This window comes from Allosphingosinicella sp. (genome assembly GCF_036402135.1).
Taxonomy (GTDB): domain Bacteria; phylum Pseudomonadota; class Alphaproteobacteria; order Sphingomonadales; family Sphingomonadaceae; genus Allosphingosinicella.
In genome coordinates this window covers 14,462-34,710 of record NZ_DASWTN010000039.1, presented here as the reverse complement: position 1 = coordinate 34,710, position 20,249 = coordinate 14,462, and the positions used below count along the sequence as shown (strand labels likewise).

The window sequence follows — 20,249 nt, the reverse complement described above, 5'->3', positions numbered from 1 at the left end:
GATGGCGAAGCTGCTCATTGTTGAAGCCCGCTTCTACGATCATCTGAACGACCTGCTGCTCGAAGGCGCCCGCGCTGCCCTCGAGGAAGAGGGGCATAGCCACGAGACGGTCACCGTCCCCGGCGCGCTCGAGGTGCCGGGCGCGATCGCGCTTGCGGCGGAAACCGGCCGCTATGACGGCTTCGTCGCGCTCGGGGTGGTGATCCGCGGCGAGACCTATCATTTCGAGATTGTTTCTAACGAAAGCGCGCGCGGCATCATGGCGCTGACGATGGACGGCATCGCCATCGGCAATGGCATCCTCACGGTCGAGAATGAGGCGCAGGCGCTTACGCGGGCGAAGCCTGATGAGAAGAATAAGGGCGGCGAAGCGGCCAAGGCGGCGCTCGCTATGATGAAGCTGCAGCAGCGCTTTCGCCGGTGACCTAAGCGACGGCGCGCGCCCGGAGTGCCATGATCATTCCCGCCATCGCCAACACGCCCCCGGCGACGGCGAGCGAAGACCAGCGATACCCTTCGAATAGAGTTGAGAGCGCCATGGCGATGATCGGGATGAGGACGCTCGTATAGGCCGCCTTTCCGGGCCCGATCGCGCGCACAACTCCGTAGTAGAGCGGGAAGGTCACCGCCGATCCGAGCAGGCCCAAATAGACGACACCCAGTATATAGCCCGTGCGCCACTCGATGACTGGAGGGCCGGAGGTGAGCAGAGCCCAGAGCGCATCGACGATCAAGCCGTAGAGCATGCCCCAGGCAAGCATCGGAAACATCGGCATCGCCTTCGCCCGCGCGCTCCCCTGCATCACGTTGGCGAAGGAAACGGCGAGCACCCCGCCTAACGTCAGCGCAACCCCGAGCAGCACCGCATCGGGATCCGTGTCGGCGGCGCGATATTCGTTGATCAGCAGCAGGGCGACGCCGGACACGGCTATCCCGGAGCCGATCAGGAAGGCACGGCTGAGCCGCTGCTTCAGCAGGATCCGGGCAAGGATGCTGTTGGGGATGATCAGCAGCGAAAAGATCAACGCCACGAGCCCCGACGTCACATATTGCTCGGCCGGGTAAACGGTGTTGAAGTTGAAAACGAACTGCAGCACGCCGAACGTGAAGGCGAAGCCGTGCTCGCGCCGCGTGAAGCGAAGCCGTTGCCCCATCAGCACCGAAATCAGGAACATCGCTCCCGACGCAAGGATGAAGCGGTAAACGACCGACCAGGCCGGCGGAACAACGCCAAGCTGGTCGCGGATGACCAGCCAGGTCGATCCCCAGATCAGGGTAACGGTCAGGAAGGGGATAAGGACCCGGGGCGTGGCGATGGTCGATGCCGCCCGCAGTTGTTCGGCGGACTTGAACGGTTGATGCAGCATTGCACCACCCTGAGCAGCGGCGGAGGCATTCGCATCCCGTTCCTTGCGGCTAAAGGGCTCCTGCGACGCCTCCGTCATAATGTTCTGATCGCGGCGGCTAATGCTTCGACATGAGCGGCGTCCGTATCCCAGCTCGTGACGAGACGGGCTTCGCCCGGACCCCAGTCGTAAAAGTCGAAGCCTTGTTCGCGAAGGCGCTGCGCTTCGTCCGCCGTCACCTTTATAAAGACTTCGTTCGCCTCCACCGGCAGCACAAGCCGCTCCGGGCCGGCTGCTACAGCGAGACGTGCAGCGGCATCGTTCGCAGCGCGGGCGTTCCGAAGCCACACGTCATCCTTCAGCATCGCTAAAATCTGCGCGGCGAGATAGCGGCCCTTGGAGAGAAGGTGGCCGGCGCGCTTGCGGCGATAATATGTCGCCTTGGCAAGCTCCGGATCGAAGAAGATCAGAACCTCAGCGGACATGCCGCCATTCTTCACGAAGCCGAAGGAGAGCGCATCGACACCGGCTTTCCAGGTGAGATCGGTGGGCGAGCAGCCGGCGCGCGCGACCGCATTGGCGAAGCGCGCTCCATCCATATGGAAGCCGAGGCCGCGCTCCTTCGCCAAGCGGCCGAGCGCTGCCACTTCGTCCGGATTATAGACGAGGCCATATTCGGTCGCGTTTGTGAGCGACAGCGCATGCGGCTGCACCTGGTGAACGTCATTGCGGATCGTCGCCAGCGCCGCCTCGACCGCTTCGGGCGTCAGCTTCGCCCCTTCGCCCTCGGCAAGCACCAGCTTCGCGCCATGCGTGTAGAATTCTGGCGCGCCGCATTCGTCATTCTGAATATGCGCGTCGCGGTGGCAGACGATGCTGCCATGTGGCGGGCAGAGCGCGGCTAGCGCAAGGCTGTTGGCCGCCGTGCCGGTCGCGACCCAGAGCGCCTCCACCTCCTTGCCGAACAGCTCCGAGAAAGCGGCGTTCAGTCGCTTGCTGTAGCTATCGCCATCATAGGCGGTATCCAGCCGGTTCGCCTCGGCGATCGCTGCCATCACTTCAGGGCAGGCGGCGGCGGCGTTGTCGGAGAAGAAGCGCATGCGGGCCGCATAAGCTGGCCCTCAAGAACGTCAATGTGAGATATTGACGGAAAGCGTGGTGCTGCCGGTGAGGATTGAACTCACGACCTCAGCCTTACCAAGGATGCGCTCTACCACTGAGCTACGGCAGCATCGCTTTCGGAGGAAGCGGGCCTATGGCCGGATGGCCTAGCCGATGTCAAGGCGGCTTGCGGCAAGGGGAGGCAAAGGCTTAGGTCGCCTTATGGGTAAAGCGGACGAGGAACGGGCGAAGCGGCTTGCCGAGGCGCTCAGGCAAAATCTGCGCCGGCGAAAGGCGCAGGCGCGCGGAGAAGCGACCCCGCCGGAGCTGGATCGAAAAGACGAGCAGCCGAACTAAGCGTCGCGCCGCTCCCGGAGCCAGGCAGCCTCCGCGGGTCCAGGCTCGAGTGCGAGCGCCACATCGTAAGCGGCGCGGGCTTCGACTGGCCGGCCGGTGCGCTTGAGGAGGTCCGCCCGAACGGCGTGATAAGGGAGAAACGCGGCCAGCGCAGCCGCATCCAGTGCCTCGATCTCCTCAAGCGCCGCCTCGGCTCCTTCCACTTCAGCGAGGGCAACGGCCCGGTTGATCCGCACGATCGGATCGTCGCGCCGGGTGAGAAGAGCATCATAAAGTGCGAGCACCCGCGGCCAGGGCGCCGGCTCCTCCAGGCTTCTGCGCGCGCACCAGGCGCCGTGGATCGCTGCCTGAAAAGCGCGGGAGCCGTACGCATCGGACGCCGCTACGCGCCTTAGATAAGTGTTGCCCTCGTCGATGAGGCGGCGGTTCCAGAGCGTTGGATCCTGCTCGGAAAGCGGGATCATCTCCCCCCTTTGTCCCATACGGGCCGGCCGCCGGGCTTCGGCGAAACGAACGATCGCCGCCAGAGCGAGGACCTCCGGCTCGTCCGGCAGAAGCTCAGCGAGCGTGCGGGTGAGGTCCAGCATCTCGCCTGCGTAACCGGCATGAGGTCCCGCTGCGGCGGCGTCCTCATGCGCCTTGGAATAAGCGACCTCCAGCGTCGACAGCACCGCATCGAGCCGCTCGGCCCATAATTGCGGCCCCGGTATTTCGAACGGCACTCCGGCCTCGGCAATCTTGCGTTTGGCGCGAACCAGACGCTGCGCCAGCGTCGGCTCTGCCAGCAGGAAGGATCGGGCGATCTCGGCGGTGGAAAGGCCGCAGATGAGCCGCAGCGTCAGCGCTGCGCGGCTCTCCGGCGCCACGGCCGGATGGCAGCAGACGAAGATGAGCCGCAGCCGCTCGTCAGGGATGAGACTGGCATCGTCCATCATCACCTCTTCTGCATTGGGCTCGGGCTCCGGCGGCTCCGGGGCGAGCCGCTCCCGCACCCGGCGCTTTCGAAGCAAATCGAGCGCACATCGCTCGGCAGCGCGGTAAAGCCATGCGTCAGGCCGCTCCGGCGGCTCCTTCTCCCATTTCTCGGCGGCCCTCGCGCAGGCTTCGGCGAAGGCCTCTTCGGCCAAATCCAGGTCACGATAGCGGGCGGCGAGCGCGGCGACGATCCGCGCCCCCGCCTCGCGAACGGCTTTGCTAAGCGGCGCCGTCATCCGCGCCGAGGAGCGGCCGGATCTCGATCGAGCCGTCCTTCGCAAGGGGGATCTTCCTCGCGATTTCCATGGCCGCATCGAGATTGGGCACGTCCACCAGATAATAGCCGCCGAGCTGCTCCTTCGTCTCGGCGAAGGGTCCGTCATGAATTGTCTGCGCGCCGCCGCTGGTCCGGACGGTCGTCGCCATGGCAGTCGGCTTGAGGCCGGCGCCGCCTTTCAGCGTGTCGCCGAGGCTTTGCGCGAACGCCATGTGCTTGCCGACGATTTCCTGCAGCGCCGGATTGTCCTTGTTGTCGCCGAAGATCGCCTCATCCTCGTAGATCAAGAGCATATATTGCATCGTCATCACTCCTCAGGCTCGGCGCCGCTCCCTTGAGCAGCGCTTCCACCCCAAAGACGCGCGGCAATCCGCCGGATCGACAGGCCGCTTAGAAAAAGTTTCAGACGGGGCGGCACTGCTCCTCAAGCCACGCCAGAACCTCCGGTTCGAGCTGCGGCCCGACCACCTCAACCACTCGTGCATGATAGGCGTTGAGCCACTCCCGCTCCTCCGGCGAAAGAAGGTTCGGCTCGATCAGGCTAGGATCGATGGGCGCGAAGGTGAGCGTTTCGAAGCCCAGCATCTTCTTCTCGGCCCCCTCGATCTGCCGCGGCTCAACCAGCACTAGGTTCTCGACGCGGATGCCATATTCGCCGGTTTTGTAATAACCGGGCTCGTTCGACAGGAACATGCCGGCGCGAAGAGGCTCGTCGCCGCCAGACTGGCTGCTGCCCACCGGCGAGATGCGTTGCGGCCCTTCATGCACCGACAGATAAGAGCCGACGCCGTGGCCGGTGCCGTGAGCGTAATCGAGGCCCGCCTGCCACAGATATTGCCGGGCGAGCGTGTCGAGTTGGCTGCCGCGCGTTCCCTCCGGAAACACCGCGCGCGCGATGGCGATATGGCCTTTCAGCACGCGGGTGAAATGGTCGCGCATCTCCGCGGTCGGCGTGCCGATCGCGACTGTGCGGGTGACGTCGGTGGTGCCGTCCGGATACTGACCGCCGGAATCGACAAGATAGAGCGAGTTTATCTCAAGAGGGCGGTTCGTCTCTTCTGTCACCCGGTAATGGACGATGGCGCCGTTCAGCCCCGCGCCCGAAATCGTGTCGAAGCTGGTGTCGCGGAGGTCACCCGACTGCTGCCGGAACTCCTGCAGTTTCGCGACAGCGAGCAGTTCATCAACATTGCCCTTGGGTGCCTCGATGGAAATCCACTGCAGAAAGCGGGTCAGTGCCGCCCCGTCGCGCGCCTGTGCCGAACGGTGACCGCCAATCTCCGCCTCGTTCTTAACAGCGCGCGGAAGCACCGAAGGATCGCGCTTCTGCACAACCTTGGCGCCGGCACCTTCCAGCGCCTCGAAGATCGCGGCTACGGCGCGCTCCGGATCGGCGATCACCGTCTTGCCCGAAAGGGAGCCGAGATAGCGTTCGAACTCGCTCCGCTCATGGACGCGGACACCGTTACCGAGATGCTGACGCACATCGTCTCCAATCTTTTCGGATTCCACGAAAAGGTCGGCGGTGCCGTCCTCATTCACCAGCGCGAAGGAAAGCGCGACCGGCGTATGTTCGACATCCTGCCCGCGCACATTGAAGGTCCAGGCTATGCTATCGAGCGCGGAAAGCACCGCCGCATCCGCCTTCTGCTCGCGGAGCCAATCGGCCATTTCCTGCCGCTTCGCCGCTGACGACTTGCCTGCATATTTGTCGGGGTGAACGATGAGCTTTGCCTTGGAAGGCTCCGGCCGCTCCGCCCAGACGGCGTCGATGGGGTTCCGCCGCACCGCCACCAGTTCCGTGCCCTTTTCGGCAAGCGCCTCGCGCGCGCGCTTCACCCAATCCTTCGTGTGAAGCCAGGGATCGTAGCCGATCCGCCCCCCTTCCGGCGCATGGTCCTTCAGCCAGTCGGCGATGCTGGTTTCCGGCACCGACTGATAGCTCCAATGCCTGCCGTCCACTTGCTCGCGCACCTGCAAAGTATACCGGCCGTCGGTGAAGATCGCCGCCTCCTCCGGAAGCACCACCGCCGAACCTGCCGAACCCTGAAACCCGGTCAGCCAGGCGAGCCGCTGCGCATAGCTTCCGACATATTCCGACATATGCTCGTCGGTGAGCGGCACGACGAAGCCGTCGAGCCTGTCGGCCTTCAGTTGCTCGCGAAGGGCGGCAAGGCGGGCTTCATGGGTGGACATCGGCAATTTCCTGCAAGAAAGTGTCGGGAGCACGTTTAGGCGAGCCGCCCCGCTTCGCCAATGCTTGAACGAAAGGCATGACCCACCACATGCGCCACGCTGTTCTTGCCGCCCTCCTCGTCACTGCCGCGCCCGCCATCGCCCAGACACAGAAAGAGCCGATGACCGACACCGCCAAGACCTTGAAGCCGCCCGTCGCCGAAAAGCGCCCCCACAGCTACAGCCGCCACGGCTACACGGTCGAAGACCCCTATTTCTGGCTGAAGGACCAGGGCTATCCCAAGGTCGATGACGCGGACGTGCTCGCTTATCTCAAGGCGGAGAACGCCTATTTCGAGCAGGAGATGAAGCCGCACGCGGCGCTCGTCGAAACGCTGTTCCAGGAGATGAAGGGCCGCATCAAAGAGGACGATGCGAGCGTTCCGGTGAAAGAGGGCGATTGGCTCTATTGGTGGGCGTTCAAGCCCGGCGCCCAGTACCGCACCTGGTATCGGAAGCCCGCGTCGGGCGGCGCGGACCAGATCGTCCTCGACGAAGTCGCCGAAGCCGAGGGCAAGGAATATTACCGCCTCGGCGCAATGCAGGTCAGCCCCGACGGCAGGCTTGCCGCGATCCTCGTCGACGACAATGGTTCCGAACGCTTCAAGCTGCGCATCCGCGACCTCGCCACCGGCAAGGACCTTGAGACGGTTACGGAAGTCGGCATCGGCTCCCCGGTCTGGACCAGCGACAGCAAGGCGGTCGTCTTCACCGAGGTGAACGACAATTGGCGGAGCTACCGCGCAAGGCTGCACCGGCTCGGCACGCCCGTTTCCTCGGACAAGACGCTCTACGAGGAAAAGGAGGATAAAGGCTTCTCCGTCGGCATCGGCAAGTCGCAGGACGAAAGCCTGATCTTCATCTCGACCGGCGACAATGCGACGAGCGAGGTGCGCTTCGTTCCGGCCGACAATCCGGAGGCGCCGCTCACCCTTGTCTCGCCGCGCAAGAAAGACCGGCAATATTCGGTCGATGCGGCGCACGGGAAGCTCTGGATCCTCACCAACGACGATCATGTGAACTTCCGCATCGCCGAAGCCGCGCCCGTCCGCCCCGGCGACTGGAAGACGGTGATCGAAGGGTCGGACCGCGTCTATCTACGCGGCATCAGCGCGTTCCGCGACCATCTTGCCATCACGCAGCGCGTCGACGGCCTCGATCAGCTGATCCTCCGCACCTATGACGGGAAGGAGGAGCGGATCCCGTTCAAGGAGGCGAGCTACAGCGCCTCGTTCGGCAGCAATCCCGAATTCGCGCCCGCCGCCTACCGGGTCAGCTATTCCTCGATGGTGACCCCCTCGACCGTCTACGACTATCACGCGGCGGACGACCGGCTGGAAGTACGGAAGGTGCAGGAAATTCCCTCCGGCTACGACCCGTCCCAATATGTGACGGAGCGGCTGATGCTGCCGACCCGCGATGGCAAGAAGGTGCCCGTGTCGGTGGTATACAAGAAGGGCTTCGAAAAGAACGGCAACGGCAAGCTCTTCCTCTACGCCTATGGCGCCTATGGCTATGCCATCCCGCCGAGTTTCGCGGCCGGCCGCCTCAGTCTCCTCGACCGCGGCTATGCCTATGCCATCGCCCACATCCGCGGCGGCGACGACCTTGGTTATCAGTGGTTCCTGGACGGCAAGCTGACCAAGCGCACCAACACCTTCAACGACTTTGTCGACGCGGCAACGGGCATGATCGCCGAAGGTTTCGCCAAGCCCGGCAACATCGCCATCCAGGGCGGCTCCGCCGGCGGCGAGCTGATGGGCGCGGTCGTCAACACCGATCCCGAGCTGTGGGGCGCGGTGGTCGCGGACGTCCCCTTCGTGGACGTGCTCAATACGATGCAGGACGAAAGCCTGCCGCTGACGCCGGGCGAATGGCCGGAATGGGGCAATCCCATCACCGACAAGGCCGCCTTCGAATATATCCGCTCCTATTCGCCCTACGATCAGGTGAAGCGGCAGGCCTATCCGCCGATGCTGATCACCGGCGGTCTCAACGATCCGCGCGTCACCTATTGGGAGCCCGCCAAATGGGCGGCCAAGCTCCGCGATATGAAGACGGACAGCAACCCGCTCTTCCTCAAGATCAACATGGGCGCGGGCCATGGCGGCAAATCCGGTCGCTGGGACAGCCTCCGCGAAGTGGCGGAAGCCTATGCCTTCGTCCTGACGCAGAACCGGTGAAGGCGTTCGAGCAGCAGATTACCGCCGCGGCCGAGGACATTGACGAGCTCGGCCACGTCAACAATGCGGCATGGGTGCGCTGGATCCAGGATGTTGCGACCGCGCACTGGTATGCGCTCGCTGATCCGGCGCATTCCGACGCCTATATCTGGGTCGTGATCCGGCACGAGATCGACTATTTGCGCTTCGTTCTTCCTGGCGAGACGGTGACGGCGCGTACCTGGGTGGGCGAAGCGCCGAAAGGTGCGCGCTTCGATCGTCACATGGAGTTCACCGGCGCGGACGGAAAGGTGCGGGTGAAGGCGAAGACTACCTGGGCGATCATCGACAAGGCAAGCGGCAGGCCAATCCGCGTGCCGCCGGATGTGGTGGCGCCCTTCCTCGCCTAGAAGTCGCGGAGCGCGGCGATGATCTTGGGGTAGGCGCGCTTGCTGACCGCGAAGCCCATATGGCTGCAGTCGATCTCCACCTGCCGGTCGCTCTGCCCGTCGCAGCCGCGCGCGCAGGCTGGCGCCACGATGCCGTCCCGGCGCGACCAGATGGCGAGCGTCGGCACAGGCGGTTTGCTTTGGAGATCGAGGTCGAGCGGCGGATTGTCTACGGGATGTCCTGCAATCATCTCATAGAGCCGCCACACGTTATTCGCCCGCGGGTCGCCGGCAAAGGGCGAGCCAAGCGTCACCACCTTGTTGACCAGCTCGGGCCGCGCCTTGGCGACCTCGCGTGCATAGAGGCCGCCGAGGCTCCAGCCGACGAGGGTGACCGGCCGCTCGCCGCAGAAGCTTTCGACCCGCTCCACCAGCCGGTCGATAGTATCAGGCCGGGCACCCTTGTTGAGGCCCATGCCCCAGCCGGTGACGCGGTAGCCCTCCGCTCCCAACGCCCGCTGAAGGCCGAGCGTGGTATGGTCGCTGGCAAGGAAGCCGGGTAGCACCATGACTGGGTGCCCACTCTCCGGGCCGAACTCCCCCAGCCGCCCAAGCGCCCGGTAGAAGCGGCTGGCAATCGCAAACCCTTCCCGCAGGAACAGGCGAAGCGGCGGCGGCTGGTCGTCGGCTCTCATCCGACCGACATAGGGAGCCGGAAGACTTAAAGGAATTCCCCGCCCATCAGCGGCTGCAAGGCCTTGGGGAGGCGGACGCGCCCGTCCTCCATCTGATGGTTCTCCAGCAAAGGCACGAGAATGCGGGGAGAGGCGAGCGCCGTATTGTTGAGCGTGTGGACGAACCGCACCTTCCGCTCGCCGTCTCGCCAGCGAAGGTTCGCCCGCCGCGCCTGCCAATCGTGCAGCGTGGAGCAGCTGTGCGTCTCACGATATTTGCCGAGCGACGGCACCCAGCTTTCGATATCGTTCATGCGATATTTGCCGAGGCCCATGTCGCCCGTCGACGCCTCGATCACCTGATAGGGGATCTCGAGGTCCTTCAGCAGCATCTCGGCATTGGCGAGCAGCTTCGCATGCCATTCCGCCGAAACGGCCTCGTCATCCTCGCAGATCACATATTGTTCGAGCTTGTAGAATTGGTGGACGCGGAGCAGCCCGCGGACATCGCGTCCGGCGCTTCCCGCCTCCCGCCGGAAGCAGGGCGAATAGCCGGCATAAAGGATCGGCAGCTTCTCCGCCTCAATGATCTCGCCCGTATGAAGGCTCGTAAGCGCGATCTCGCCGGTGCCGGCGAGGTACAGCTCATCCTGCTGGATGTGATAAGCTTCCTCCTCGTGCCCCGGAAAATGGCCAGTCGCGACGAAGGCGTGCGGACGCGCCAGCGCAGGCACCGTCATCAGCGCGAAGCCCTGCTCCGAAAGCCGCTGCTGGGCCCAGAACATCAGCGCCTGTTCGAGGAGAGCAAGCCGCCCCTTCAGGCAATAGGTGCGCGATCCCGAAACCTGCGTAATCCGGCCGAGATCGGCCCAGTCGTTCATCTCGATAAGGGCGACATGATCGCGCGGCTCAAAGTCGAAGCGCGGCGGCTCGCCTTCGGTGCGGACAACGATGTTGAAGCTTTCGTCCGGCCCCACCGGCGCGCCGTCCCAAGGGATACCGGGCAGATTCAGCATCAGCGCATCCAGGGCGGCATTCTTCTCCGCCAGCGAAGTCTCGACCTCGGCCGTCTCCGCGCCGATCGCCTTGGCGCGAGCGCCAAGCGCCGGCCGCTCCTCCGGCGAGGCCGTCCTGAACCCGTCGCTGATCTCGTTCTTCTGCCGGCGAAGCTCGTCCACCCGCGTCTTTAGCGTCCGGACCTCACCGTCGAGCTGGAGCAGCGCGTCGAGATCGAGCGCAACATTCTTGTCGGCAATCGCCTTGCGGACGACGTAGGGATTTTCGCGGATGAAGTTCAGGCTGAGCATCGGCCGCGCGTAGCGGGCGATCGGGGGGAAAGGCAAGAACGAGCGTTGATCAGGCGCGGACATGACGACGCAACGGCCACCTGTTTCAGCCGAAAATCACGCACTGCAGTTTTGACGTTTTCTTTAAGAATTTATTTTTTACCCGCGAGAATTCTCACCTTCACGCCCATTGATTTGAAGCTAGTTATCTCTTGATGTCGAGATGAGTCAAAAATCAGCTTTTGCTGAGTGTCGGCGGGGTGAAAGTTCCAGGAACGTTGTTGCCGACCCTTCGGTTGTCTCCAAAACTCTGGAGCACGCCTCCGGATGTTTGGGAGAATTCGTTCAAATTTGCCTGAAGAGTAGAATTGCTCACGGCAACCTGTGTTGTGCCGCCGTTGACCGCTATTCCCGTCGTATTGTTGAAGATGAGTGTAGCTGTAACGGTGGCAGTAATCCCTGTGGTACCAGCGGGCGAGTCCACAGAGACACCAGTCCCGCTGCCTGCAACCTGAGTATCTGTTATGCTTATCTGCGTGCTCCCCCCGGTGTTCCCAGTGGTGTTTACGCTGATGCCGAAATTTGCGTTGTTGAGAATATTCGCCTCCTCGATCAACACGCGCGCGCTGCCACTGGCTCCGGTAGGCTGGATGAGGATGCCTCCACCCGTGGCGCCACTTCCATTCTCAGCGATAGTCGTGCGCCGGACATAAAGTTTCGACGAGCCGCTTGGCTGAAACGATATTCCGAAGCTGTTCGCTGCGTTGAAACGTCTGATGACGGATTCCTCTATGTGAAGCGCACCGCCGGCGATGAACCTGACGCCGTTAGCGGGCGGGCTCACCCCGAAGATGTCGAGGCCGCGAAGATAGACCACATCGGTCGCGGCAGCATTAACTAGGATACCGTTACCGCCCGCTAGCGCGCCGCCTTCGGTGTAGAGGCAGTTAATCGTCATTGACTTGGTTATTGTGACAGCTCCGAACCCGCCGGGATCAAGGCAGTTTATCTCACCGCCGGCTGCAGTCTTTGAAATTGCCCCCGCGAAAGTCTTACAAGGCGCTGTGCGGCTGCAAGGATTCACGTCGTCCCCCACGCCAGAGACCCAAGTCCGCGTCGCTTGAGATTGCGCTGGTGTTGCCAGTCCTAAAGTTAAGAAAAGCGCACCAGAAAGTATGGTCACTCGTTTCATGATGTCCCCCCGGTCTAAAGCCAAGCAAAGTACATCGTCGAGATATAGGCCGGAACCCGGTACTTACCGGGTCTATGCTAGCCTTGAGTCACTGCTGCTGGGAACTGTTGGCGGAGACGGAGGGATTCGAACCCTCGATACGGTTACCCGTATGACGCTTTAGCAAAGCGTTGGTTTCAGCCACTCACCCACGTCTCCGAATGGCGCCGAAGGCTGGGGCTATAGCGGCGGCTTATATAAGGTTCAACAGGGCTTGGCGGTGCCGTTCGGACTCGAATCGCCGCATTATCGACTCGCCTCGCCGCCCGTTCATTGCAGCGAAAGGCGTGCCGCCTTTATCCTGGCACCTGAGGTTCCGGGGGTTATCAGATGCTGTACCGTTCTTTGATGAAGATGGTTGCCGTTGCCGGCTTCGCGCTCGCCGCGCCTGCCTCGGCACAGTCCGTCGACCCGAATGATCGCGGCGAATATGAGCCGGCAGCTTCGGCGCCCAACATGCCGGCCGCGCCCGCCCCGGAGCAGCCGCTGCCAACCACGGTCGTGACCGAACCGGCTCCGACCGAGGAATATGCGCCGATCGAGCCGGCGCAGAATACCGCGTCGGGGGTTCAGCAGGTTGCGCCAGTCCAGCCTACGGCCTCCGGAAGCGCCGAGGCGCGGGCAAGCGCCGCCGTCAGCAACACCGTCGCCAAGGACAATGTCCTGTCCGCCGCGGAAGGCGTGTTCGGCCGCGGCGCCGAGGGGCTGGCCGGGATCATCGAGAATATCCTCAAGAAGCAGGGCGAGCCGACCGCCTACATCACCGGCAGCGAGGCGGGCGGCGCCGTGGCCGTAGGCCTTCGCTACGGCAAGGGTATGCTCCATCATAAGGTGGAGGGCGACCGGAAGGTTTACTGGACCGGCCCGTCAATCGGCTTCGACTTCGGCGGCGACGCCAACAAGGTATTCGTGCTCGTCTACAACGTGTCGAAGGCGGACGATCTCTTCACCCGCTTTGGTGCGGCCGAGGGCAATGCCTATGTCGTCGGCGGTTTCAAGGCGAGCTACCTCCGCAAAGGCGACAAGGTGTTGATCCCGATCCGCACCGGCATGGGCATGCGGCTCGGCGTCAACGCGGGCTATATGAAATTCACGCCGAAGGGCACCTGGATCCCCTTCTGACCGGTTCCGCGTTCGCGGATGCGCGAGCTAGGCCCCTGTTGCTTATCGGGCCGCCTTCACTCGCCGGAGTGGCGCCAGCGCAATGTCTCGCCCGCATGGAACGGCACGATCGAAGTTCCTGCAGCGGGTAGCGACGCCGGGACTTCCACCTGCGCCCGCTCCAACACGACCCGCCCTTCGTTAAGCGGTAGCCCATAGAAAAGCGGGCCATTCTCTGACGCAAACGCCTCCAGCCGGTCCAGCGCTCCCTCCTCTTCGAACACGGTGGCGTAGCTTTCCAGCGCATAAGGGGCGTTGAAGATGCCCGCACAGCCGCAAGCCGCCTCCTTCTTCTCCACCGCATGCGGCGCGCTGTCGGTGCCGAGGAAGAATTTGGACGAGCCGGAGGTCGCGGCGCGGCGGATCGCCAGCCGGTGCCGCTCCCGCTTCGCGACAGGCAGGCAATAAGCATGCGGCCGAATGCCACCCGCGAAGATCGCGTTGCGGTTGATGATCAGATGCTGCGGCGTGATGGTCGCCGCCACATTCCGTCCGCACGCGAGCACGAACTCCGCCGCATCTTCGGTCGTGATATGCTCGAACACCATCTTCAGCGCCGGGAAGTCCCGCACCAAGTCACTGAAGATGCGGTCGATGAACACCTTCTCACGGTCGAATACGTCAACCTCCGGATCGGTGACCTCGCCGTGGATCAGCAGCGGCATGCCAATCTCCTGCATCCGTTCCAGCACCGGGTGAATGTTGCGGATGTCGGTCACACCATGCGCGCTGTTGGTGGTGGCGTTGGCGGGATAGAGCTTGCAGGCGACAAACCGGCCCTGCTCATGGCCGCGCGCAATCTCGTCCGCGTCGGCATCATCGGTCAGGTAGCAGGTGATCAGCGGCTGGAAATCGCTCCCTGTAGGAAGAGCATCCAAGATCCGCTGCCGATATGCGGCCGCCGCCGCGACCGTCGTCACCGGCGGCACGAGGTTCGGCATCACGATCGCCCGCGCGAACTGGCGGGCAGTGTAGCCGACGATCGCCTTCAGCATCTCGCCGTCGCGGAGATGCACGTGCCAGTCGTCAGGGCGGCGGAGGGTGATGCGGTCGGTCATTTGCGTTCGGGCCGAAGCCTCCCTACCTGCTTGTCATGCCTGGGACCACCCTTGCCGACCGCGCCGTCCTCCGCATTTCGGGCGAGGACGCGCGCGGCTTCCTTCAGGGCCTCGTCACAAACGACGTTTCTCTGCTCGCGCCGGAGCGGCCGCTCTGGGCCGGGCTGCTGACCGCGCAGGGCAAAACCCTGTTCGACTTCATCCTGTGGGCGGACGGGGAGGACGTGCTGGCGGACTGCGAGGCGGGCCAAGCAGACGCGCTGGCCAAGCGCCTCACTCTCTACCGGCTCCGCCGCCCGATCGTCATCGCCCGCGAGGAAGGCCTCTGCGTCCACTGGTCGCTGGAGGGAAAGGGACCGCGCGATCCGCGCCTGCCCGAACTCGGCCGCCGCTGGCTCGGCCCTTGCGGTGAAGCGGCGGAAGGCTGGCTGAAGCACCGTCTCTCGCTCGGCGTCGCCGAAGGCGTGGCGGAGCTCGGCTCCGACAAGACGCTCTGGCTGGAATGCAATGCGGCGGAGCTCGGCGGCGTCAGCTTCACCAAGGGCTGCTATGTCGGCCAGGAGAATACCGCCCGCATGAACTATCGGCAGAAGGTCAATCGGCGCCTTGTCGTTGTGCCAGCGGACGCGCCCGGTGAGCGCACCCGCATCCACTATCCGGAGCTTGGGCTGGCGGTGGAACACCGCCGCATCGACGACCTCGGCGCGGCGGTGATCCCGGACTGGATGCGCTCGGCCTTAAAGGCCTAGTTGCGCGTTGCCGACTGCACCTTCCTGTAAGGCACAAAGTCACCCAGGAAGACGAGTCCAGTCATCATCTGCGGTGTCGAACGGGAGCGAAGCTCCACCACATCGGTGCTGCACAGATGATTGCTGTGCGTACGTGTCACCAGCATATCCCAATTGCTGAGGGACTCCGCGCCGCTGCGGGGACGGTTCACATAAACCGTGCGGCCCGAATCATAGACGATGCCAACACCCGGGATGACCTGACTGGACGAGACGTTCCGGAGACTGATGCAGTCGACCGGCTCGCCGGCAACGCGGCCCTCGATGGCCCTCTCAAGCTTTCTTTCCGGTGTGGGCGCGGCCTGAGCCGAAACGGATAGAAGCACACTTCCCATCAGCAGTGTCAGAGCGCGGCGCATATGCATCTCCTTGCGAGTCGTGGGCCTCGTAACATGAGCCGCCTGAACGTCGCGTGACCGAAACGATCAGTTGGGAGAGCGGCTCCGCTGCAAAATCCGCCAGAGCGCGACGCCGCCGATCAGCATCCAAATCACGTTGAGCGCGGCAGAAGGGATGGCGCCGTGCCACCAGCCGTTGACGATGAAGCCGGCGGCACCGACGACGTTCATCGCCTGATAGGTGACGGACTGACCGGTCAGCTTGCCGAGCGTCAGCAGCAGATAGGCGAGGAGGATGAGCGATGCGCCCATCCACCCGCAAATCTCGACGAGAAGTTCGGTCCAGCTCAGGCGGCGAGGTTCCTCAGCACATAGTGGAGGATGCCGCCGTGGCGGAAATATTCCAGCTCGTTCAGCGTGTCGATACGGACGCGGGCGGTGAAGCTGGCGCTTGAGCCATCGGCGCGGGAGACCTGAACCTGTACCTCCTGTCGCGGCTGCAGGTCGGCAACGCCAGTGACAGTGAAGGTTTCATCGCCGGTGAGGCCCAGGCTTTCGCGCGTTTCGCCGTTCACGAACTGGAGCGGGAGGACGCCCATCCCGACGAGGTTGGAGCGGTGGATGCGCTCGTAGGTCTCGGCGATGACGGCGCGGACGCCGAGGAGGTTGGTGCCCTTGGCCGCCCAGTCGCGGGAGGAGCCGGTGCCATATTCCTTGCCGGCAAGGACCACCAAAGGCGTGCCTTCCGCCTTGTAGCGCATGGCCGCGTCGTAGATCGGCATGACCTCTCCAGAGCCGACGTGGCGGGTCACTCCGCCCTCGATTCCGGGGGTCATTTGGTTGCGGATCCGGATGTTGGCGAAGGTTCCGCGCATCATGACCTCGTGATTGCCGCGGCGGGCGCCGTAGCTGTTGAAGTCGGCGCGGCTAACCTGATGATCCACAAGGTATTTCCCGGCGGGTGAGTCGAGCTTGATCGCGCCGGCGGGCGAGATGTGGTCGGTGGTGATGCTGTCGCCGAAAACGGCGAGGACTCGCGCGTTAGCGATGTCCTCAAGCGGCCGCGGAGTCATCGACATGCCCTCGAAATAGGGCGGGTTCTGGATGTAGGTGGAGCCGGCGGACCAGGCGTAGGTATCGCCCCCCGTAATGTCGATCGCCCGCCACTTGTCGTCGCCCTTGTAGACGTCCGCGTAGCGCGCCTTGAACATGTCCGCGTTCACATATTGGTCGATCAGCGACCGCACTTCCTCGTTCGTCGGCCAGATGTCGCGGAGATAGACGTCGCTGCCGTCGGAGCCCTTGCCGATCGGCGTCGTCACCATGTCCTCGACCACGGTGCCCTTCACGGCATAAGCGACGACGAGCGGCGGCGAGGCGAGATAGTTGGCGCGGACGTCCGGCGACACGCGGCCTTCGAAATTGCGGTTTCCGGAGAGGACGGACGCGGCGACGAGGTCGTTCTTGTGGATCGCCGCGGAAATCGGCTCCGGCAGCGGCCCGCTATTGCCGATGCAGGTGGTGCAGCCATAGCCGACCAGGTCGAAGCCGAGGGCATTCAGATCCTCGGTCAGGCCGGCCCGCGTCAGATAATCGGTCACCACCTGGCTTCCCGGCGCAAGTGAGGTCTTCACCCACGGCTTGCTGGTCAGCCCCTTCTCTCGCGCCTTCCGCGCGACGAGACCCGCGGCGACGAGCACGGACGGGTTGGAGGTGTTGGTGCAGCTGGTGATCGCGGCGATGACGACGTCGCCATGGCCGAGATCGTGGCCGGCGCCGTCCACCGGATAGCGATCCGATGCATTGCCGTTCCGGTCATATTCGGTGGCGAGCGCCTGTTTGAATTCGTCGTCGAGGTCGGACAGCAGAACCTTGTCCTGCGGCCGCTTCGGCCCCGCAAGCGAGGGCTGGACGGTGGACATGTCGAGCTCGAGCGTGTCGGTGAAGACCGGGTCCGCCATGTCGGGCAGCAGCCACAAGCCCTGTTCCTTTGCATAGGCTTCGACGAGCGCGATCTGCTCCTCCGAACGGCCGGTGAGGCGGAGATAATCGAGCGTCTTGCCGTCGATTCCGAAGAAGCCGCAGGTCGCGCCATATTCGGGCGCCATGTTGGCGATGGTCGCACGGTCGGCGACGGGCAGAGCGGAGACGCCGGGGCCGTAGAATTCGACGAAGCGGCCGACCACGCCCTTCTTCCGAAGCATCTGCGTGACGGTGAGGACGAGGTCGGTTGCGGTGATCCCTTCGGCAAGCGCGCCGGTGAGCTTGAAGCCGACCACTTCGGGGATGAGCATGGAGACGGGCTGACCGAGCATCGCCGCCTCCGCCTCGATCCCGCCGACGCCCCAGCCGAGCACGCCGAGGCCGTTCACCATCGTCGTGTGGCTGTCCGTGCCGACGAGCGTGTCGGGATAGGCCACGGTTTCTCCGCTCGCATCGGCGGACGACCAGACGGCGCCGGCGATGTGCTCGAGGTTCACCTGGTGGCAGATGCCGGTGCCCGGCGGCACGACCTTGAAATTGTCGAACGCGGTCTGGCCCCATTTCAGGAACTGGTAGCGTTCCATGTTGCGCTCATATTCGAGCTCGACGTTGCGCTCGAACGCCTTGGGCGTGCCGAATTCGTCGACCATGACGCTGTGATCGATGACGAGGTGGACGGGGACCTGCGGATTGATCTTCTTAGGGTCGCCGCCGAGCTTCGTGATCGCATCGCGCATCGCGGCGAGATCGACGACGCAGGGGACGCCGGTGAAATCCTGCATCAGGACGCGGGCCGGCCGGTACTGGATCTCCCGGGTGGAGGAACGCTCCTTCTGCCAATCGACCAAAGCCTGGATGTCGTCGCGGACGACTGTCACCCCGTCTTCGAAGCGAAGCAGATTTTCGAGCAGCACCTTCATGGAGAAGGGGAGCCGCGACACGTCGCCAAGCGCGGCGGCGGCCTTGGCGAGACTATAATAAGCGTAGGATTTGCCGCCTACCTGCAACGTCGAGCGGGTGTTGAGGGCGTTGTTTCCTACGTTTGTCATAAATCCTCGTCTCAAAGTGTACTTTGAGCCGGGCGAGGTACGGCCCGACATTGTTGGCGCGGGCCTTAGCAAGGTGGGGGAGCGTCAGCAAACTCTGACAAAACGTCCAATGAGAAATCTTCGGTGCGCAATGGCTGGAAGAGAGATGGACGTGTGTAGCAGCTTCTCGCGGCTGGTGAGCAAGTGATCGAGCTACGGTAGCTGGTCGAAGCGCAGCAGGTCATGAAAGTCTCGTTTGCCGCATATCCAAGCCAAACGCGCCATCATCGCAGCCCCGAACTGCCTATTGTGGGGCACCGGACGATGTCGTTGCGCCACCCTGTTATCGTAGGTGGTACCCGCTATAAGGGCGACAGATGCTGATCCAGCTGCTCCACCGCATCAAGAGACAAGCATTCCGACTGCTTCGGCTACGTACGCGTGGCGTCAAAGTCATGCTGTTCAACGAGCGGGGCGAAATCCTACTCATCCGCAACAGCTACGGTGCGTCGCATCTGTTTCTTCTACCCGGCGGCGGGGTCCATAGGTGGGAGGCGCCTGAGGCCGCCGCGGTCCGGGAAGTGCAGGAAGAAGTGGGGCTGGAGGTGCTTGGAATGGTTCCGATAGCCGAGCATTTCAATACGGCTGAGGGCCTGCGCGATACGATCTACCTGTTCGAAGCGAAGGCGTCAGGGGAGCCGCGGCCGGACGGCCGGGAAGTGAAGGAAGCGTGCTTTTTCCCGATCGATGCACTGCCGACCGATGCCTCTCCCGCTACACTTCGACGGATCGAGGAGTATCGCGGCTCACGTCCGCGGGAGCGTAGGTGGTAGGCGTCGCTGCTTAGGCGTTATTAGCAGGCCCGCCCTTCAGGACGAAGCGCTTGTCGCAATAGCCGCATTCGACATAGCCCTTCTCGTCGATCTGCAGGAAGACGCGGGGATGGCCGAGCGCGGGCGAGATGTCGGCGGCGCCGTCGCAGGCGACGCGGGGCGTCGTCACATAGCTGATTTCGGGAACGAAGGGATCGTCGGTCATGGAAGGCGCCTCTAGCAACCGCCACATTGGCAGGCAATCGCCTCTGCCGCCTTGCCGTTCGGACATGCAGCGCTCAGGGGTGCGGCAATGAGAAGGCTGAAGACAATCATTTTTGGCGGCCTGTTGCTGGGGTCGCTCGTTCTCGCCCTCCTCTTATTTCCGCAGCCGCTTTTCGGTTACTCGATGAGCCACGACCAATTTCGCGTCTGGTCCGACCGGCCGATCGACCCGGCCATGACGCGCGTGCTGAACGATGCGGTCCGCAGGTTGCGCACATCCAAACTTTACGACCCGGATGAGGAATTCCGGCTGTTCATTTGCAACGATGCATGGCGGCTTTGGATCTTCGCCCGCAGCACGGCGGTCGGAGGCTCGGCCGATACGGTGCTCAGCCGGAACATCTATCTTCGCGAAGCCGATGTGGCCTCGAACCGCCTGATCCCACCGGGGGGCGTGCTCTCCGACGCAGAGGTGCGCCCACTTTCCTACTTCGTTGCGCATGAAGCGACGCACATCATTGAGTCGCGGACGTTCGGCCGCCTGATGAAATATCGCTATCCCGATTGGCTGACCGAAGGTTATGCCGACCTCATCGGCAAAGGCGGCGACTTCGATTTCGAGGAGAATAGGCGCTTGCTTCAGGCGGACGACAATCGCCTCGATCCGCGCCGAAGCGGTCTTTATCGCCGCTATCACCTGATGGTGGCCTATCTAATCGAAGGTAGGGGCCATAGTGTCGAAGAGCTGTTCGCCAATCCGCCGTCCGACGCCGTTGTCCTGGGCCGGCTCCTAACCTCTAGCTGACGACGGGCTGCTTCCGTC

The 20,249-nt window shown here is 63.6% G+C and carries 21 protein-coding genes and 2 tRNA genes; 8 read left to right on the top strand and 15 right to left on the bottom strand.

What is annotated here, in order from left to right; genetic code table 11:
* Position 1: 1 nt before the first annotated feature.
* Complete coding sequence (ribH, locus tag VGD10_RS11275; RefSeq protein WP_331040919.1) at positions 2-424, top strand: 6,7-dimethyl-8-ribityllumazine synthase; 423 nt, start codon at positions 2-4, stop codon at positions 422-424.
* A 1-nt stretch (position 425) separates the two neighbouring features.
* On the opposite strand, the gene VGD10_RS11270 is transcribed toward ribH, so the two are convergent.
* From VGD10_RS11270 to VGD10_RS11260, 3 genes are all read right to left on the bottom strand, one after another.
* A complete protein-coding gene (locus tag VGD10_RS11270; protein WP_331040918.1) occupies positions 426-1,367 on the bottom strand; it encodes a DMT family transporter in 942 nt (313 codons plus the stop codon).
* Positions 1,368-1,441: 74 nt separating this feature from the next.
* Positions 1,442-2,446, bottom strand: a complete 1,005-nt coding sequence (locus VGD10_RS11265; RefSeq protein ID WP_331040917.1) for a threonine aldolase family protein — start codon at positions 2,444-2,446, stop codon at positions 1,442-1,444.
* Positions 2,447-2,502: 56 nt separating this feature from the next.
* Positions 2,503-2,577: transfer RNA gene (locus VGD10_RS11260), tRNA-Thr, on the bottom strand.
* Positions 2,578-2,669: 92 nt separating this feature from the next.
* Here VGD10_RS11260 and VGD10_RS11255 point away from each other — a divergent pair.
* Positions 2,670-2,804, top strand: a complete 135-nt coding sequence (locus VGD10_RS11255) for a hypothetical protein (RefSeq protein ID WP_331040916.1) — start codon at positions 2,670-2,672, stop codon at positions 2,802-2,804.
* On the opposite strand, the gene VGD10_RS11250 is transcribed toward VGD10_RS11255, so the two are convergent.
* The 3 genes from VGD10_RS11250 to VGD10_RS11240 all read right to left on the bottom strand — a co-directional run bounded on the left by VGD10_RS11250 (position 2,801) and on the right by VGD10_RS11240 (position 6,252).
* Positions 2,801-4,015, bottom strand: coding sequence for an RNA polymerase sigma factor (locus VGD10_RS11250; protein WP_331040915.1), 1,215 nt, complete (start codon positions 4,013-4,015; stop codon positions 2,801-2,803). The genes VGD10_RS11255 and VGD10_RS11250 overlap by 4 nt on opposite strands.
* A complete protein-coding gene (locus tag VGD10_RS11245; protein ID WP_331040914.1) occupies positions 3,999-4,358 on the bottom strand; it encodes a YciI family protein in 360 nt (119 codons plus the stop codon). Before VGD10_RS11245 ends, VGD10_RS11250 begins: the two co-directional genes overlap by 17 nt.
* Positions 4,359-4,458: 100 nt before the next feature.
* The gene (locus VGD10_RS11240; RefSeq protein WP_331040913.1) at positions 4,459-6,252 is read right to left on the bottom strand and encodes an aminopeptidase P family protein; all 1,794 of its coding nucleotides are present in this window, start codon (positions 6,250-6,252) and stop codon (positions 4,459-4,461) included.
* Positions 6,253-6,413: 161 nt separating this feature from the next.
* Between VGD10_RS11240 and VGD10_RS11235 the strand changes: the two genes are divergently transcribed.
* Both VGD10_RS11235 and VGD10_RS11230 read left to right on the top strand, forming a co-directional pair.
* Entirely contained in the window at positions 6,414-8,474 is a 2,061-nt protein-coding gene (locus VGD10_RS11235; RefSeq protein ID WP_331040930.1) for a S9 family peptidase, read from the top strand.
* On the top strand, positions 8,471-8,863 hold the full coding sequence (locus VGD10_RS11230) for an acyl-CoA thioesterase (protein WP_331040912.1): 393 nt from the start codon (positions 8,471-8,473) through the stop codon (positions 8,861-8,863). The genes VGD10_RS11235 and VGD10_RS11230 overlap by 4 nt, the downstream gene beginning before the upstream one ends.
* Here VGD10_RS11230 and VGD10_RS11225 read toward each other — a convergent pair.
* The 4 genes from VGD10_RS11225 to VGD10_RS11210 all read right to left on the bottom strand — a co-directional run bounded on the left by VGD10_RS11225 (position 8,860) and on the right by VGD10_RS11210 (position 12,192).
* Positions 8,860-9,537, bottom strand: coding sequence for an alpha/beta hydrolase (locus VGD10_RS11225; RefSeq protein WP_331040911.1), 678 nt, complete (start codon positions 9,535-9,537; stop codon positions 8,860-8,862). The genes VGD10_RS11230 and VGD10_RS11225 overlap by 4 nt on opposite strands.
* 26 nt (positions 9,538-9,563) lie before the next feature.
* Entirely contained in the window at positions 9,564-10,859 is a 1,296-nt protein-coding gene (gene serS / locus VGD10_RS11220; protein WP_331040910.1) for a serine--tRNA ligase, read from the bottom strand.
* 178 nt (positions 10,860-11,037) lie between these two features.
* Positions 11,038-11,898: a hypothetical protein gene (locus tag VGD10_RS11215; protein ID WP_331040909.1), complete on the bottom strand. Its 861-nt coding sequence runs from the start codon at positions 11,896-11,898 to the stop codon at positions 11,038-11,040.
* A 204-nt stretch (positions 11,899-12,102) separates the two neighbouring features.
* Positions 12,103-12,192, bottom strand: a tRNA-Ser gene (locus VGD10_RS11210).
* Positions 12,193-12,363: 171 nt separating this feature from the next.
* On the opposite strand from VGD10_RS11210, the gene VGD10_RS11205 reads away from it, so the two are divergent.
* Positions 12,364-13,155 (top strand): DUF1134 domain-containing protein, encoded by a 792-nt coding sequence (locus tag VGD10_RS11205; protein ID WP_331040908.1) that lies wholly within the window; start codon positions 12,364-12,366, stop codon positions 13,153-13,155.
* Between the two features lie 56 nt (positions 13,156-13,211).
* Here VGD10_RS11205 and pyrC read toward each other — a convergent pair whose 3' ends face one another.
* Positions 13,212-14,252 (bottom strand): dihydroorotase, encoded by a 1,041-nt coding sequence (gene pyrC, locus VGD10_RS11200; RefSeq protein ID WP_331040907.1) that lies wholly within the window; start codon positions 14,250-14,252, stop codon positions 13,212-13,214.
* Between the two features lie 35 nt (positions 14,253-14,287).
* On the opposite strand from pyrC, the gene VGD10_RS11195 reads away from it, so the two are divergent.
* Entirely contained in the window at positions 14,288-15,001 is a 714-nt protein-coding gene (locus tag VGD10_RS11195; protein WP_331040906.1) for a folate-binding protein, read from the top strand.
* On the opposite strand, the gene VGD10_RS11190 is transcribed toward VGD10_RS11195, so the two are convergent.
* The 3 genes from VGD10_RS11190 to acnA all read right to left on the bottom strand — a co-directional run bounded on the left by VGD10_RS11190 (position 14,998) and on the right by acnA (position 18,410).
* Positions 14,998-15,399, bottom strand: coding sequence for a hypothetical protein (locus tag VGD10_RS11190; protein WP_331040905.1), 402 nt, complete (start codon positions 15,397-15,399; stop codon positions 14,998-15,000). The two genes, VGD10_RS11195 and VGD10_RS11190, sit on opposite strands and share 4 nt — an antisense overlap.
* 66 nt (positions 15,400-15,465) lie before the next feature.
* On the bottom strand, positions 15,466-15,702 hold the full coding sequence (locus VGD10_RS11185; protein WP_414639526.1) for a CBU_0592 family membrane protein: 237 nt from the start codon (positions 15,700-15,702) through the stop codon (positions 15,466-15,468).
* A gap of 23 nt (positions 15,703-15,725) precedes the next feature.
* Positions 15,726-18,410, bottom strand: coding sequence for an aconitate hydratase AcnA (gene acnA, locus VGD10_RS11180; RefSeq protein WP_331040903.1), 2,685 nt, complete (start codon positions 18,408-18,410; stop codon positions 15,726-15,728).
* A gap of 356 nt (positions 18,411-18,766) precedes the next feature.
* Here acnA and VGD10_RS11175 point away from each other — a divergent pair, with 356 nt between their 5' ends.
* Entirely contained in the window at positions 18,767-19,222 is a 456-nt protein-coding gene (locus VGD10_RS11175) for an NUDIX domain-containing protein (protein WP_331040902.1), read from the top strand.
* Between the two features lie 10 nt (positions 19,223-19,232).
* Here VGD10_RS11175 and VGD10_RS11170 read toward each other — a convergent pair whose 3' ends face one another.
* Complete coding sequence (locus VGD10_RS11170; protein WP_331040901.1) at positions 19,233-19,427, bottom strand: zinc-finger domain-containing protein; 195 nt, start codon at positions 19,425-19,427, stop codon at positions 19,233-19,235.
* A gap of 87 nt (positions 19,428-19,514) precedes the next feature.
* Between VGD10_RS11170 and VGD10_RS11165 the strand changes: the two genes are divergently transcribed.
* Positions 19,515-20,231 carry a hypothetical protein gene (locus VGD10_RS11165; protein WP_331040900.1) on the top strand — a complete coding sequence of 239 codons (717 nt, stop codon included), beginning with the start codon at positions 19,515-19,517 and terminating at the stop codon, positions 20,229-20,231.
* The last annotated feature ends 18 nt before the right edge of the window (positions 20,232-20,249 follow it).

Excerpts from the sequence above, each read along its gene's own strand:
- ribH (WP_331040919.1), top strand. The coding sequence starts at position 2 with ATGGCGAAGCTGCTCATTGTTGAAGCCCGCTTCTACGATCATCTGAAC.
- VGD10_RS11270 (WP_331040918.1), bottom strand. The coding sequence starts at position 1,367 with ATGCTGCATCAACCGTTCAAGTCCGCCGAACAACTGCGGGCGGCATCG.
- VGD10_RS11265 (WP_331040917.1), bottom strand. The coding sequence starts at position 2,446 with ATGCGCTTCTTCTCCGACAACGCCGCCGCCGCCTGCCCTGAAGTGATG.
- VGD10_RS11255 (WP_331040916.1), top strand. The coding sequence starts at position 2,670 with ATGGGTAAAGCGGACGAGGAACGGGCGAAGCGGCTTGCCGAGGCGCTC.
- VGD10_RS11250 (WP_331040915.1), bottom strand. The coding sequence starts at position 4,015 with ATGACGGCGCCGCTTAGCAAAGCCGTTCGCGAGGCGGGGGCGCGGATC.
- VGD10_RS11245 (WP_331040914.1), bottom strand. The coding sequence starts at position 4,358 with ATGCAATATATGCTCTTGATCTACGAGGATGAGGCGATCTTCGGCGAC.
- VGD10_RS11240 (WP_331040913.1), bottom strand. The coding sequence starts at position 6,252 with ATGTCCACCCATGAAGCCCGCCTTGCCGCCCTTCGCGAGCAACTGAAG.
- VGD10_RS11235 (WP_331040930.1), top strand. The coding sequence starts at position 6,414 with ATGACCGACACCGCCAAGACCTTGAAGCCGCCCGTCGCCGAAAAGCGC.
- VGD10_RS11225 (WP_331040911.1), bottom strand. The coding sequence starts at position 9,537 with ATGAGAGCCGACGACCAGCCGCCGCCGCTTCGCCTGTTCCTGCGGGAA.
- VGD10_RS11205 (WP_331040908.1), top strand. The coding sequence starts at position 12,364 with ATGCTGTACCGTTCTTTGATGAAGATGGTTGCCGTTGCCGGCTTCGCG.
- pyrC (WP_331040907.1), bottom strand. The coding sequence starts at position 14,252 with ATGACCGACCGCATCACCCTCCGCCGCCCTGACGACTGGCACGTGCAT.
- VGD10_RS11195 (WP_331040906.1), top strand. The coding sequence starts at position 14,288 with ATGCCTGGGACCACCCTTGCCGACCGCGCCGTCCTCCGCATTTCGGGC.
- VGD10_RS11190 (WP_331040905.1), bottom strand. The coding sequence starts at position 15,399 with ATGCGCCGCGCTCTGACACTGCTGATGGGAAGTGTGCTTCTATCCGTT.
- acnA (WP_331040903.1), bottom strand. The coding sequence starts at position 18,410 with ATGACAAACGTAGGAAACAACGCCCTCAACACCCGCTCGACGTTGCAG.
- VGD10_RS11175 (WP_331040902.1), top strand. The coding sequence starts at position 18,767 with ATGCTGATCCAGCTGCTCCACCGCATCAAGAGACAAGCATTCCGACTG.
- VGD10_RS11170 (WP_331040901.1), bottom strand. The coding sequence starts at position 19,427 with ATGACCGACGATCCCTTCGTTCCCGAAATCAGCTATGTGACGACGCCC.
- VGD10_RS11165 (WP_331040900.1), top strand. The coding sequence starts at position 19,515 with ATGAGAAGGCTGAAGACAATCATTTTTGGCGGCCTGTTGCTGGGGTCG.